The organism is Rhizobium altiplani (assembly GCF_001542405.1).
Lineage (GTDB): Bacteria > Pseudomonadota > Alphaproteobacteria > Rhizobiales > Rhizobiaceae > Rhizobium > Rhizobium altiplani.
Map to the genome: position 1 here is coordinate 1 of NZ_LNCD01000064.1, position 12,968 is coordinate 12,968.

15 protein-coding genes and 5 pseudogenes are annotated in these 12,968 nt (G+C 56.4%); 10 read left to right on the forward strand and 10 right to left on the reverse strand.

Annotated elements, in window-relative coordinates; genetic code table 11:
* The first annotated feature begins 62 nt into the window (after window positions 1-62).
* On the forward strand, window positions 63-1,058 hold the full coding sequence (locus AS026_RS13610) for an IS30 family transposase (protein ID WP_028744438.1): 996 nt from the start codon (window positions 63-65) through the stop codon (window positions 1,056-1,058).
* Window positions 1,059-1,157: 99 nt separating this feature from the next.
* Here AS026_RS13610 and AS026_RS13615 read toward each other — a convergent pair whose 3' ends face one another.
* Complete coding sequence (locus AS026_RS13615) at window positions 1,158-1,895, reverse strand: hypothetical protein (protein WP_028744439.1); 738 nt, start codon at window positions 1,893-1,895, stop codon at window positions 1,158-1,160.
* 293 nt (window positions 1,896-2,188) lie between these two features.
* Between AS026_RS13615 and AS026_RS13620 the strand changes: the two are divergent.
* Window positions 2,189-2,347 (forward strand): annotated as a pseudogene (locus AS026_RS13620) (ISNCY family transposase); the annotation flags it as partial.
* Between the two features lie 33 nt (window positions 2,348-2,380).
* On the opposite strand, the gene AS026_RS13625 reads toward AS026_RS13620, so the two are convergent.
* Window positions 2,381-3,400 carry a DUF1254 domain-containing protein gene (locus AS026_RS13625; RefSeq protein ID WP_062369955.1) on the reverse strand — a complete coding sequence of 340 codons (1,020 nt, stop codon included), beginning with the start codon at window positions 3,398-3,400 and terminating at the stop codon, window positions 2,381-2,383.
* 116 nt (window positions 3,401-3,516) lie between these two features.
* A pseudogene (locus tag AS026_RS39900) lies at window positions 3,517-3,747 on the reverse strand (transposase domain-containing protein); the annotation flags it as partial.
* A 306-nt stretch (window positions 3,748-4,053) separates the two neighbouring features.
* On the opposite strand from AS026_RS39900, the gene AS026_RS13635 reads away from it, so the two are divergent.
* Together AS026_RS13635 and AS026_RS39910 are read left to right on the forward strand one after the other, a co-directional pair.
* Entirely contained in the window at window positions 4,054-4,233 is a 180-nt protein-coding gene (locus tag AS026_RS13635; protein WP_057220201.1) for a hypothetical protein, read from the forward strand.
* Window positions 4,220-4,522, forward strand: a pseudogene (locus AS026_RS39910) (recombinase family protein); the annotation flags it as partial. The gene AS026_RS13635 and the pseudogene AS026_RS39910, both read left to right, overlap by 14 nt.
* Before the next feature lie 90 nt (window positions 4,523-4,612).
* Here AS026_RS39910 and AS026_RS13645 read toward each other — a convergent pair.
* From AS026_RS13645 to AS026_RS13655, 5 genes are all read right to left on the reverse strand, one after another.
* Complete coding sequence (locus tag AS026_RS13645; RefSeq protein WP_062369959.1) at window positions 4,613-4,819, reverse strand: hypothetical protein; 207 nt, start codon at window positions 4,817-4,819, stop codon at window positions 4,613-4,615.
* Between the two features lie 7 nt (window positions 4,820-4,826).
* Window positions 4,827-5,537, reverse strand: a complete 711-nt coding sequence (locus tag AS026_RS13650) for an ATPase (protein ID WP_082728528.1) — start codon at window positions 5,535-5,537, stop codon at window positions 4,827-4,829.
* Window positions 5,538-5,544: 7 nt separating this feature from the next.
* Entirely contained in the window at window positions 5,545-5,721 is a 177-nt protein-coding gene (locus tag AS026_RS42315) for a hypothetical protein (protein WP_167354902.1), read from the reverse strand.
* 316 nt (window positions 5,722-6,037) lie between these two features.
* Window positions 6,038-6,187: a hypothetical protein gene (locus AS026_RS42035; protein WP_160330114.1), complete on the reverse strand. Its 150-nt coding sequence runs from the start codon at window positions 6,185-6,187 to the stop codon at window positions 6,038-6,040.
* Window positions 6,184-6,660: a hypothetical protein gene (locus AS026_RS13655; RefSeq protein WP_062369962.1), complete on the reverse strand. Its 477-nt coding sequence runs from the start codon at window positions 6,658-6,660 to the stop codon at window positions 6,184-6,186. The genes AS026_RS42035 and AS026_RS13655 overlap by 4 nt, the downstream gene beginning before the upstream one ends.
* A gap of 248 nt (window positions 6,661-6,908) precedes the next feature.
* Between AS026_RS13655 and AS026_RS43355 the strand changes: the two genes are divergently transcribed.
* The 4 genes and pseudogenes from AS026_RS43355 to AS026_RS13675 all read left to right on the forward strand — a co-directional run bounded on the left by AS026_RS43355 (window position 6,909) and on the right by AS026_RS13675 (window position 8,643).
* The gene (locus AS026_RS43355) at window positions 6,909-7,313 is read left to right on the forward strand and encodes a hypothetical protein (RefSeq protein WP_245307497.1); all 405 of its coding nucleotides are present in this window, start codon (window positions 6,909-6,911) and stop codon (window positions 7,311-7,313) included.
* A 452-nt stretch (window positions 7,314-7,765) separates the two neighbouring features.
* Window positions 7,766-7,994 (forward strand): annotated as a pseudogene (locus AS026_RS43360) (hypothetical protein); the annotation flags it as partial.
* Window positions 7,987-8,304: pseudogene (locus AS026_RS13670) on the forward strand (nucleotidyl transferase AbiEii/AbiGii toxin family protein); the annotation flags it as partial. The pseudogenes AS026_RS43360 and AS026_RS13670, both read left to right, overlap by 8 nt.
* Before the next feature lie 105 nt (window positions 8,305-8,409).
* Complete coding sequence (locus AS026_RS13675) at window positions 8,410-8,643, forward strand: hypothetical protein (RefSeq protein ID WP_062369967.1); 234 nt, start codon at window positions 8,410-8,412, stop codon at window positions 8,641-8,643.
* 237 nt (window positions 8,644-8,880) lie between these two features.
* Here AS026_RS13675 and ctlX read toward each other — a convergent pair whose 3' ends face one another.
* Both ctlX and AS026_RS13685 read right to left on the reverse strand, forming a co-directional pair.
* Window positions 8,881-9,813 carry a citrulline utilization hydrolase CtlX gene (gene ctlX / locus AS026_RS13680; RefSeq protein ID WP_062369970.1) on the reverse strand — a complete coding sequence of 311 codons (933 nt, stop codon included), beginning with the start codon at window positions 9,811-9,813 and terminating at the stop codon, window positions 8,881-8,883.
* An 8-nt stretch (window positions 9,814-9,821) separates the two neighbouring features.
* Complete coding sequence (locus AS026_RS13685; RefSeq protein WP_062369972.1) at window positions 9,822-10,871, reverse strand: ornithine cyclodeaminase; 1,050 nt, start codon at window positions 10,869-10,871, stop codon at window positions 9,822-9,824.
* 197 nt (window positions 10,872-11,068) lie between these two features.
* Between AS026_RS13685 and AS026_RS13690 the strand changes: the two genes are divergently transcribed.
* Window positions 11,069-11,995 carry a LysR substrate-binding domain-containing protein gene (locus AS026_RS13690; RefSeq protein WP_062369974.1) on the forward strand — a complete coding sequence of 309 codons (927 nt, stop codon included), beginning with the start codon at window positions 11,069-11,071 and terminating at the stop codon, window positions 11,993-11,995.
* A 181-nt stretch (window positions 11,996-12,176) separates the two neighbouring features.
* Complete coding sequence (locus AS026_RS13695; protein ID WP_062369977.1) at window positions 12,177-12,947, forward strand: ABC transporter ATP-binding protein; 771 nt, start codon at window positions 12,177-12,179, stop codon at window positions 12,945-12,947.
* Window positions 12,948-12,968 lie beyond the last annotated feature (21 nt).

Consider the following 12,968-nt stretch of genomic DNA (forward strand, 5'->3'; position numbering starts at 1 on the left):
GGCACATTCTATCTCGAACTGCAACAAAGGCGTTAAGCTGCCTGCTTTTCGGGAGCCATGGTTTGAGCCGTACCTTTTCGCATTTGAGTTTTGACGAACGCCGATCGATTTCCAGGATGTTGGATCAGAAGTTTAGCCAGTCTGAGATCGCCAGACGCCTCGGCCGGGACCGTGCGACCATCTCCCGGGAGATCAAACGCAACTACTGGCACGATCAGGAATTCCCCGATGCCGAGGGCTACTGGGCGATGACCGCCAACGACATGGCGCGCGAAAGGCGCCGGCGGATCGGCAAGCTCTTTCGTCGCGAGGATCTGCGGAACGAAGTGATCGGAAAGTTGGAATCCGGCTGGTCGCCGGAACAGATTGCTGGACGACTGAAGATCGAACCAGCGGCCAAGGCAAGCGTCTGTCACGAGACGATCTACCGGTATGTCTATTCACCAGAAGGACAACGGCAGCAACTCGCGCGGCTTCTCCCGGAACGGCGGAGAAAGCGCCGGCCGCGATATGCTCGCAAGCCGCAGAATCCAGTCTTTCCAGATGAGTGTTCGATCAAACATCGGCCGGAAGCCATCAACGATCGCAAGGAATTCGGTCACTGGGAAGCCGATCTCATGATCTTCGAAAGGGTTCAGGGCAATGCCAATGTGGCAACGGTTGTCGAGCGGACGAGCCGGTTCACCATGCTGTTCAAGAACAACGACCGGCAGTCCAAGCCGATCATGGAGCGGCTCATCAACGTGCTCAGCCCCCTGCCCAGGCATGCCCGGCAAAGTTTGACGTTTGATCGCGGATTTGAATTCGTCTCCTGGCGGCGACTGAAGCAAGGAATGGGAACCGATGCATGGTTCTGCGATCCGTCTGCGCCCTGGCAAAAAGGCTCCGTCGAGAACATGAATCGGCGGATTCGGCGTTACCTGCCGAGGGATACTGCTGTCCTGTCAGTTCCTGATGAATCGATACGATCACTGATCGATCAGTTGAACAATACGCCGAGAAAATGCCTTGGTTTCTGTACCCCAGCTGAAGTGTTCAGGCGTGAAGTGAACAAATGACGGCAAGTCGGGGCGGAGGACGGATTTCATGAATGATCCTAGGTGATTGCGCGGCGAGAGAAAGCGTTATTGAGGCAGCCAGCGGCGGAATAAAGATCGTCAATGCACGCCGATGTCGCTTTGCGTATCCGATTCCAACTGCAGGCAGGCTGCCCAAAGTGGCGTCTTGTGGAAGGATCCGTCCTGAAGGAGCGTGAGCCCCTCTCGTGCCTCATAGAGCAAGCCGAGCCAGCATAAGCGTTGGAAGACGCCATACTGGAGATCGGATTTCAACTCCCAGGCTTCTATGGTCATTTCGGTGTCCGAGAGAGGCGCCAGGTCTGGATAGAGGATCTTCACAACCTCCATTGGCGTGCACCCTTCTCTGGCTTTGATATTGAGGAGATTGAGGAACATGCGCCACCAGCGTAACCGCGCTTGCACCTCCTCTTCCCGTTCGGTGGCGTGGACATACGAATAGAGATAATCCGTGGCGACCAGATCGAAGAAGGCTTGCGGGTTCACCAAAAACTCCCGGCCGCGTCTGGTTGGCAGCAGCACATCCTTTTTCCGGCGAAGAAGCTTCAGATGACGGGCCATGTCGCGCACGACCCAAAGCGGCGGCATGTCGCTTTCATTGAGCACCTTGTTCATGCTGTAGAGATCTTCGGCTGTGAACCCTGGCCAGAGGAAGTGCACAGCGGCCCAATGCACGAACTTGCGGTTCATGGCGCCGGTCGCCGTCAATCCTATGCCACCCTCACCGTCAGCATAGGCAACAGCAAGAAGCATGCCGCGAAGAAGTGGTGACAGCGCGGCGATGTCGACGTCACCATGCAGGTTGATTTCCGGAAGCATCGTGCGGCTTTGATCCCACCCCGCCCCATGCAGGTGCAAGCGAGTATCAACCGGCGACGGAACAATTGCTACTGGGAAAGCTAAAGCCAAAGGGGAACGTCATCACCCGCCCCCGTTCCTCCCTTGCAACCCGGCCCAGCCGGTCGGATCGGGGGCTGATCTCTCTGCCCTGTAGCAGCCTTTAAGCCCTTGTTGCATTTACATTAGAAGTCACACGCAAAGTTAGAATGTCCTGTTTCTGCAAAGTAAAAATGTCACTCTCTCCCCGGTTTTGATGACGGCGGAGATTGCGGATGGGACTGATTGCGATGAGCGAGCGTGATCTGCAGCGGATCGAGATTTTGTCGAAGGTGAACGACGGCCGGATGACCCTGGTGTCAGCGGCGCATGTGCTTGACCTGAGCGAGCGTCAGGTGGAGCGGATGCGGACTGGCGGCATGGCGACTGTACGCCAAACGCGGTCGTTAGCAGCGCGGCCAGCAAGGCTACTTCGTGGGCTGGGCGTCTGGGAACTTCCAGGTCCCGCTTAAAATATCCTCCTGAGGACGATAGAGTCGAACGGTATAGTTCCAGCCCTTCATGATCGGCAAGCAGTTGGCGACTTTGCCGTCGCATCCTCCAAACTGAATATCCACCTCGCCGTCCGTCGTTTTCGACGCCGTGATGTTGTTGATCGAATACGAGTTGTACTCATTCTCCACGTAATAACCCTTGGCGTCGTAAAGGCTGACCGACCAGAAACCATCCACCGGCACCTCCTTAACGTGGAGCGTATAGACGGTCGCACCATCGTTTCTGGGAGGCGTGATATTGAGGTAGATGGCGTCCTTTTCCGGATTGCCGCCCCAGCCGAGCGCTGTCCCGATCAGATGGCGGATCGGGTCGACCTCGGCCTTACTTCCAAATGCGCCCTTGAAGTCGGGTATGGTCGATCCCAACACAAGAAGCGCGTCGCGCACTTTTTTCTGGCTAGTCTGGTCCCATTTCGGAACTTCGAACTCACCGACGCCCGCCTGATCGACCTTGATCGAATCTTGAAGCGTATGAACCTTTTTTAGGTCGTTAGGATCAGCCGGATCGACGAGTGTGCGGACAGCGGCTGCAACATATCGAGTGCCCACCTTGCCCTTGTCGAGCGTGTATTTGCCTCCACCGTAAACGACCTCTGGGACATAGTGGTCCTCGTTGATCACCTGTAGCGCCATGTAGCGCTCACCAGTCTCAGGCAATGTGATGGTCACCGGCCCAGCGTCCAAGTCGAATACCGCGACGGAATAGAGCGTGTCGCGGTTGGATCGGATCACAGTTTGATTATCGATCGGCGCAAGTTCGCGATTATGATGAAACGTACCGAGGCTGCCAGTTTTGATTAGATTGTTGAAATAGAAATCGCTCTCCGCGCGAATGAAATTGTCCACCGTCACCGATTCGGCCGCCATCGCCAAATGCACGGTGAATGCGGCGAAGCCTACCGCGAGCGTCAGTGTCCCCAATGCGATTTTCATGTTGGCCTCCTCAACGTGAGTATACGGATGGTCGGCGATAAGACAGCACGAACCTTAGCGTAAGGAAAGAGCGTAACTGACAGTTGTGTTGAGGCGTCCGTTTTGGGGGCTGCAGGTTATCGGTGGGAATTGCTATGTGAGACCGAATAGTTCCACGGCAAGAGTTCGTCGATCTGGCTCTGCTTATGGCCCTTGACGATGGCTGTGAGCGCAGCACTCAGGTAGACCAGCGGATCGACAGCATTGAGCTTGCAGGTTTCGATGAGCGAGGCGATGGTCGCCCAATTCTCTGCTCCTGCATTATGCCCGGCAAAAAGAGCGTTCTTACGGTTGAGGGCAATGCCCCGTTCATTCTGCCCATGTCGGCGATGAAGTTGAGGTTCTTTATCGCTGGCATCCTTATTTTGGCCAGAGGGTTTCCATTCGCCGTGTTGAAGAACGAGCGACAGGCCAGTTTTTGAAGGTTCTGGGGCCGACAGGTGTCGTGATCGCGCTCTCAGGGTGGATGATCGATCCCTTGGTCTGCCGCGGCATGACCATGGGAACGCCACGCGTCGATCTTGCGACGCTAATCGAATTGAACAGGCTGGTCTCTGGCGGCACCAAAGCGGCGCCCTTCCGAAGTGGACGTAGAATCACTCAGGAGGACCATGATGAGATCCCGCAATACGCTGGTGCCCGCGTCGGGCCGGCAGCTCGACCTGATATTCAAAACCCGGATGCTCGACGGACTGAGCGACAAGGATCGCAAGAAGGCGATTTCAACGCTGGCTTGCCTGCTGATGCAGGCCGCAGGCCTCGTCGTCGAGGAGCTCAACGATGAGCAACACTGATTTGATTCCGACAGCGCTGCTCGCGCGCAAAGCCATCGTCTACGTACGGCAGTCCTCGCAATCGCAGGTCATGACAAACATGGAAAGCCGCCGGCGGCAGTATGATCTTGTTGACGTTGCGCGACAACACGGCTTCAGCGACATCGAGACCATCGACGACGACCTCGGGCGCTCTGCCAGCGGAACTGTCGCGCGCCCTGGTTTCGACCGTCTTGTCGCCCTTTTATGCGCTGGCCAAGTTGGTGCCGTCTTATGCTTCGATGCTTCATCGGATGCCAGCCACGACCGTTGCGCGCAAGCCTTCCTAGTTGCGAGAAACTCCAATGAGGTCTCCATGGAGAAACTCCCGTTCTTCATCCATGGAAACCTCGATCACAGATCAGGCGGCGGCTGCCAATGTGGGGGCAGAACACCGGTTACGAACTATCGCGAAGGTGAAGGCATCATTCGCCTTGTTAGGATCACCGACGCAGCAATCGGAGAACACGTTCCAAGCCAGCCCCTGAGGAAACCGCTCAAACCATGCTTCGAGATCGGCCGCGATGGCCCGGTAAACGGTTTCGCGCAGATTGATCAATTCGAACATGCCATTCTCACTTCATGCCCGGAGGCTTCGGCCTGTGTCCGGGTGACGGTTTCGGGGTCTCAGAAGCCACGTCATCGCCTCGACGTGCTGCCAGATTCGGCACCTTCCGGAAGCCGCTGTCATACCGCGCAAGACTGTAGGCTTCGCAGACCTTGGCCGAGAACTGGCGATGCAGCTCCTGCCGATCGTCGATGTCGAAGGACTGGACCACGCCGGAGCGGATCTCGAAGATCTCGCGCGGCTCCAGGCCGCTGTTGTCCATCAGGATCACTTCGTCTGCGATCCTCAAGGCTTCAGTCAGCTTTTCCAGAGATCCCTTGTGCCGCCTGCGGATGTCCGCTTCCGGGATATCGTGACCGCCCTTCTCGACCCGGCGCTTGACGCGCTCGACGTTGGTCTCGACGGAATCCAAGGCGACATAGTAGAGCCCGACCGAAAACCCGGCCGTCTTCGCCTCGCGCATCAACCGGATGGACTGCTGGCTGCTCAGTGTGGTTTCGAAGATGAAGGATTGCCGCGTCTCGATCATCTCCGCGATCTTGCGGAGAGCAGCTTCGGAGGCTCGCCGTTCCCTGGACTTGCCGTCGTCGGATTCGGGCAATGCCCGCGCGATCTCATCGGCGTTGATCCAGACCCCTTCGAGCTTGAGCTTCGCAAACGCTGAGGATTTGCCGGAGCCGTTCGGGCCTCCGAGGATGATGCACGACAGTTCCGGCATGAAGCGATTACTGCCTCATGGGAGCGGGAATGCGCTCTTCCTGCTCGTGTTCGGCGCGATCCTTGCGCTCGTTTTCGAGGTCCTTGGCAGAGATCGGCAGGCCCAGCCGACGGCTCTCGGCAAGAGCTTCTTTGCCGATGTTCATCAGGGCTTCCTTGTTCTCGTGATACTTCCGCAGCAGCATCGTCGATCGATCTCCGTTCCTGATATCAACATAATGCTTTCGGCCGTCGGGTGCAAATTGCAGCTTGTGCCAAGTTCCGCCGACGACGACACTGGATGCAACAGGCTGCGGGAGACGGCCTTGAAGCCCTCTGGCATCTTCCGTTCCTTATCTCTGCCTTGACCCCGCGGCTCACACTGCGGGGTTCTTTTCCGTGTAGACCGACCCTGAAATCGATCGGTGGTAACCCCTCGATTGTTTCCTCCTCAGGATCTCCATCTTCGTCCGCGAACGCGCCGGGTGGCAATTGCGCGGCGGCCCTGTTCGCAGCAATCCGCTAGAGAACCGCGTTGGCTTTGAGCGCAAGCTGCCTGACGATCTCTCGCAGCTTCTCGTGATCTTCACTACCCTCCTCGGCAGCGTGTAGCTCCCGGACGAGATCGATGATCGGATCTGGCACCAGGTCCGCGATCTGCTCGACGCTCAATTCCCCAGTCCCGCCCCCTCCCCTTCTACTCCCTCAGCTTTGTTGATCTTCGAAGGTGCCGGCGAATGCCGAGCCATCAGCAGGCCGAGGAGTATCACCCAAGTTAGCTTCGTCACCCGGAAGAACTCATCAGTAACTTCGAAATAATTTGCCTCGTCCTTCTTCTGATCCTGCGCTGAGATGGCGAAATAGGCGATCCTGTTCTCGTCGTCGGTTCCGGCCATAACGGGCCAGAAGTGCCGGAAGGACAGATGTACGAAGTCCGATAGATCATCATAGAGCTTGCCGACCCACTCATATTCGTTCGTCAGCTTCTCCTTCAGATATGCGTCCATCATCTTGCTGCCGTCGGCCGCCTTTACCTTTCGATAGGTCAGATTACCGTTGAATATCTGGGCGATATTGCCCTCGGCATCCTGCATGAAGCGGATGCCGTTGATCCGCATCGCTGTGTCGAGCTGCATCCGCACCATGACGGCGGCCGACGCGAAATACCAGCCTGCTCAAACACAAGGTCGATCTCGGCGCCCGGCGTCGGTACATGTTTGTCGAAGCTAGAGCTCGGCTCGCGACGACCGTCGGATTCAAGTTTCTGGCACTTTGCAAGTGAACCGATCAATGCATTTTACGCCTGGCATGTCGCGGCCTGCGCCTGGCGCGATGCTCCGGCAGGTGTTGCCACAGCTTGATCGCATGGCCATCGGCCGGGTTCCGGCAGTCCGTGATCGACAGGATCGCGCATGGTTGGTCGCCGCAACAAATCGACGGTCTTCAAGCGAGCATTGGCAGCCATGGCGCAGCGGGCATTACTCTGGGCAAATTTTCAGATAATTCGTATATTTCGCAAAATTCGATGGAGCGGCCCACAATGCAAAAATTCTCAACCGTAGAATTACTGCGCGATATTAAGACCGTGACCATGGCGGCAGATCGCCAGCCAGTCGCTATTACTCAACATCGCAAGGCCCGCTACGTCCTCATGACCTACGACGATTTCGAGGCCATGAAACAAAAAGGTGATCCGCGCAGGGTCTATGGCCCCCATGAAGCCCCCCCCGAATTGGCTAAGTTGATCGATCCCGAACTGGACCGGCTGATAGCGGAAGGAAGCGAGATCAAGGGCTGATGCTCCGGCCAATGGTTCGATCATCTCTGGACATGGCAGCGCGACAAGGGAGAAACTGAAGGCGGAAAGTCACGCCCGGTTTGCATGGTTCTGGTAATCCCAAAAGGTAATCAGACAAACCTGATCTTATTGGCTATCTCAGGCACCGCCCCCCGTTCCGATCAAACCGCCTTGGAGATTCCCCAGCTCGAATGTCGCCGCGCTTGAAATCCGTGAGTGGAAAGATGCGTGGGTTACCGTCACTAAATTCAATCACGACATAGCCGAGCAGTCCTTTTACCACGACCCGAATGCAGAGGTTTTGGGATCGTTCAGCAAGGGATTTCTTGCGAAGATCGCAGCCGCTTTCAAGCCCTTCCTTGCTCAGCCGAGCGCGCGGGTCAGTCGAACCGATTGAGGGTGGTCAGCGGCTGGTCGTCGTGCCGTTTGGTAGCCCGATGGATGTCCGAAGCCAAAAGGTCGAGCTTAAGCACGTCCCTCGCTGGCAGATGTCGCTCGCTAGCCGGCCGGCCGGCGTCGCTGTACGCGCGCTCGCATGGCTCGGGCCGGAGCGAGCGGAGGATGCTCTTTCGAGCATCAAGCGGAAACTGCCCCCCCGAGGCGTTCAACGAGCTTGTTGCTGCAGCACCCCAGTTTCCGACCTGGCTCGCACGAAGCGTCGGAAAGGCAGCGCATGGCTGATCATCTCCTCAAGCTCTTATCCGAGGACAAGCGAGAGGTTCTCGCAATTGCGTCAGATCGATCGAAGCGCCCGTCCACTTGCTCGAAAAGGACGTCTGGGTCGTCTGGGCGCTTCGAACACTCTACATCACGGCGCTCGGTGAGAGCCTTGTCTTCAAGGGCGGGACTTCGCTCTCGAAGGCCTACGGCGCCATTCGACAATTCTCGGAAGACGTCGACCTCACATACGACATCCGAGGAGAAGCGATGGTCGAGCGAGGTGCGACGGCGACTACCGATGTGGGTGGGCGACACGGATGCACCAGTCATGAGGGCGAGAAGCCGATAAGAGGCTTCGGTCACCCGGTGCCTTGCTTTCAGACGTGTCGGCTTGTAAACCGCCCGCCCGACTGAAAACATGGACTGAAGAATTCTGATGAAACGGTATTTTTGGACGTTGGACCGCGAGGACCAGCAGACGCGAAGCGGTCTGTCCACGGAGAACGAACTTATCGCCATCCTCGAGACAGAGGATCTGCCCTGCGTGATGACTTCCGACTGGCTTGTGGCCACGATGCATATGGACATCGAAGGAAGCGGCCTCGCGATCCATGAATCAGCATATGATCCCAAGATGCCATGGAAGCTTCAGATGAAACTGGCCGCGTGATTGAATACCGTGCTGAGTATGCGTTGACTTTGTGACGACAAGATCGGCTCCCTGATCGGTGCTGACGCCAAAACACGCGAATTCAAGGCCGCGCACAGGACCGCTATACAGACCACAGTCCTGTGCGCGCCAGTCCATCGCTGGAAGCGCAACGGTTTGGAAAGATGTTGAGCCGCGAGCTGGATGAGGATCTCGAACCCGCACGCAGGCTCGATCTCTCCATTCCTGATGTTGCTTTTAAGACAGCGGACGGGGAGTCAGATGTATGCCTGCAAGTGTGCAGCGGACCGAGCCACCTGCCCTCTCCACAGTTGGGATATGGAGGGCAACCAATTTCACTACACTCTCGATCGCTTCTCTTTGATCCGCAGTGAGAGCTTCGGCAGCCGTGGTCGACAAGGCAAGAATACGGTTTCCGTTCCCCTGCAACTCCAGAGCATTGCCTGCGAACTTGGTGATCTGATCACTGCTGAGTTCAATGACCTTCCGTCCGGACGAAGAAAGTCGTTCGTGAATTTCAGCCCGGCGACTCTCATTCGTAATCATTTCGCTGCCAAGAAGCGCGACATCCGTTCCAACACACATCAGAACGTTCGTGTGATAGACCTGCCTCCCGCGCTCATCTGTTGCATCGAAGACCATCGGTTCGAAATTGAAGTGCGTGGCAAATCGCTCCAACGCGATGGGGTCGGTACGGTCTGAGCGAACCGCATATGCAACACGATCCAAGTGATCCAGAACCATCGCGCCAGTTCCTTCGAGGAAGAGGCCGTCAAGCTCGAGACCTGAGTAGTCTATGATAGACTGAACACGATATCGGCGCTTAAGAAACTCGATGATATCCGTTCGTCGTTCGCGACGGCGGCTTTCCGCCTTCATTGGATAGATTGCAACGTGGCCTCCGGCGTGGGTGGAGAACCAGTTGTTGGGAAATACGGAGTCCGGAGTATTGTTGCCGTGATCTTCAAAGAGGTGAACGGCCACCCCATGCGAACGCAATGTTTCCGCAGCTCCCGTGATCTCATCATACGCCTCCCGGGAGTAATCATCCTCTGAGCCGGACGTAGCCTGAAATGCGTTGTCGATCGCCGTCTCTGTATTGATCGTGAAGTGGTGCGGTCGCACCATGACGACTGCAGACGGGGCCTGAACTGAGCTTTGCTTGGACATATCGATACTCACTTTGCTCGCAGGTACATGCCAAACAGATCACGAGGATCGTCCGGATCGGCGATCATGTCCAAGTTGTGGAACAAACCAGTGTCCTGCAGCTTTGCGCGAACATATCGAAGCGCCGAAAAGTCCTCGACAGCGAAGCCAACGCTGTCGAAGAGCGTGATCTGGCGCTCGTCGCGGCGCCCTTGGGCTTTGCCGTCAAGAACGCGCCAAAGCTCAGTGACCGGATAGTCCGCTGCCATTTGCTGTATCTCACCTTCAATCCGCGTCTGCGGCTCAAACTCGACGAAGGTGTCAGCTCGAAGCAGGATATCACCGTGCAATTCAGTCTTGCCTGGGCAGTCTCCGCCGATCGCGTTGATGTGGACCCCGGCGCCCACCATGTTGTCGGTCAGTATCGTGGCGTACTGCTTGTCAGCCGTGCACGTCGTGATGATTTGCGCACCTTCGACCGCCGACTGTGCTGATGAACACGCGATGACATGCAACCCACTATCGGAGAGGTTCTTCAACGTTTTCGAAGTCGCCAAGGGGTCGATATCGAACAAGCGAACATGAGTGACGCCAAGAACTGCTTTCATTGCGAGCACTTGGAATTCGGCCTGCGCACCATTGCCGATAAGAGCCAATGTGGACGGGTTCTTCGGCGCCAGGTGGCGCGCCGCCATGGCCGACGCAGCCGCTGTTCGCAGCGCCGTCAATAGCGTCATTTCCGTGATGAGGACCGGGTAGCCCGTTGCGACATCCGCAAGAAGACCGAACGCGGTAACCGTCTGCAGACCGTCCCGCGTGTTCTTAGGATGGCCATTGACATACTTAAATCCGTACGTAGCACCATCCGAGGTCGGCATAAGCTCGATCACGCCATCCGTGGAGTGAGAGGCGACGCGGGGTGTCTTATCAAAAGCATTCCAACGACGGAAATCGTCCTCGATAGCGTCAGTCATCTCCAGCAGCATTGTCTCGATCCCAATGCGGTGGATGAGCTGCATCATGTTCTCGACGCTGACGAATGGCACGTAGGCTTTAGGTGACGGCGCAAGTGCTGGCATTTCGGTCTCCTTAGGTGTGAGGAGAAGCGTAGGCTGAGACAACGCTGCCGGAAATGCCAAGAGTCTGCAAAATCCGCCTGCCAGTTAGTCATTTTGCATACTCAAAATGACAATTTCGCCAAATCAACTCGCGGCACGAGGACCCTTCCGCGTTGCGTATGATCCACTATGATGGCGTAAAAGTTCAGGATTAGTCAGTGACCAACCTCAAGAATCTTCCTCTGCCGACACTCAGGACATTTGAGTCGGCTGCGCGACACCAGAGCCTCGCAAAGGCAGCAGCCGAACTTAACCTGACGGATAGTGCAGTCAGCCATCAGATAAGACGACTTGAACTGGCGCTGGGTTGCGATCTGTTTGTCAAATCCGGCCGCGGCGTGGTCCTCAGCGACGCTGGGCGCATTTTTGCCAAGACCGTTTCGAACGCCATGCAGGACATTCTTGGAACGGCACTTCTGCTTGTTGACGCCGACCAGATCCATGGTCGCTTGGACATTGCTTGCCCTCCTATGTTCGCAAACACTTGGCTCGCAAAAAATCTCAACGATTTCTGCCAGGCCCATCCGACGATCGAGTGCCACATTCGTCTCGTGGAGAATCCACGCGTCCATGAATTGACGGACATAGATGTTGGGATCTCGTTTGGATCTGGCGGCTGGGTGGACAAGTGGTCCACTCTTCTCGCTCATGTAAACGTAACGCCTGTCTGTAGCCCCATTCTTTTCGAGCGCCTTGGGAGGCAGATAAGCCAACCCCGCGACCTTCGGCACGTAACATTGCTCCACCAAGACGATGGCTCGGAGTGGCGCCGCTGGTTTGCTGAGGCGGGGGCGGCAGATGCCGACAAGGAAGCAAAGCATCTTTATTGCAGCGATTTGGGGATGGCGATCGATCTGGCTATCCACGGGACAGGGGCAGCCCTCGTCAGCGACACCCTATCGGGCAGTGATTTCAAACGGGGGATCTTGATAAAGCCCGTGCCCGTTTCGATCGATGCGTTCGGTGGTTGGCATGTTGTTTGTAGCAATACCAGTATCCGGCGATCGGCTCCTCGTTTGTTCTTGCGATGGCTCCTTTTGCAGTTCGATCGCGGTAGCGCGTTGGCAACATTGCCGTCGGATTAGGCATTTTGCCTGATACTCATTCATGATTTCTTAGCTCGAATCCGGATAGGGCCGATGTAGCTCTTCGGATACATGATGTGGCGTCATGAATGGCGTGACGAATAGTCATTTGCGCATCAGCTCATAACCTCGCAAGTATGTCGCCAACAAAAAGCGGCATGGCCGCAGGGAACTTGAGAACATGACAAAACTGAGCGTGCGCGACATCCATAAATCCTATGGAACACACGAGGTACTGCGCGGTGTTTCCTTGGACGCACAGGCTGGAGACGTCATCAGCGTTATCGGAGCAAGCGGCTCCGGAAAAAGCACGTTCTTGCGATGCATAAACTTTCTCGAGCGCCCGAGCAGCGGCTCGATCGCAATTGATGGAGAAACACTGGTTACCACAAGGGACCGTCATGGGGCTTTGCAACCCGTCGACAAGGCAAAGCTCAGGCTCGTTCGCAGCAAGTTGTCCATGGTCTTCCAAAACTTTTGCCTGTGGTCGCACATGACCGTAGTCGCCAATGTCTCAGAAGCTCCCATCAGCGTGCTTGGTCTGTCCAGAAAGGAAGCTGAAGAGCGAGCAAAGGCGAACCTCGCCAAAGTCGGACTTGACGCTCGGGTCTACGACAAGTTCCCGTCGCAACTATCCGGAGGTCAGCAACAGCGCGTGGCTATAGCTCGTGCACTCAGCATGGACCCCGAGGTTATGTTGTTCGATGAACCAACATCGGCCCTCGACCCGGAGCTTGTCACCGAAGTCTTGAAGGTCATGCAGTCTTTGGCAGAGGAGGGTCGCACCATGGTGGTCGTCACACACGAGATGGGCTTCGCGAGGAACGCGTCTGGTCGCGTCGTTTTCCTCCATCAGGGCAAAATCGAAGAGGAAGGTCATCCCGACAAGATCTTCGGCAATGCCGAAAGCGAACGGCTTCAACAATTCCTAGCAGGGCGCCTCAAGCACTAAGCCTTTCAGGACACTACCAAA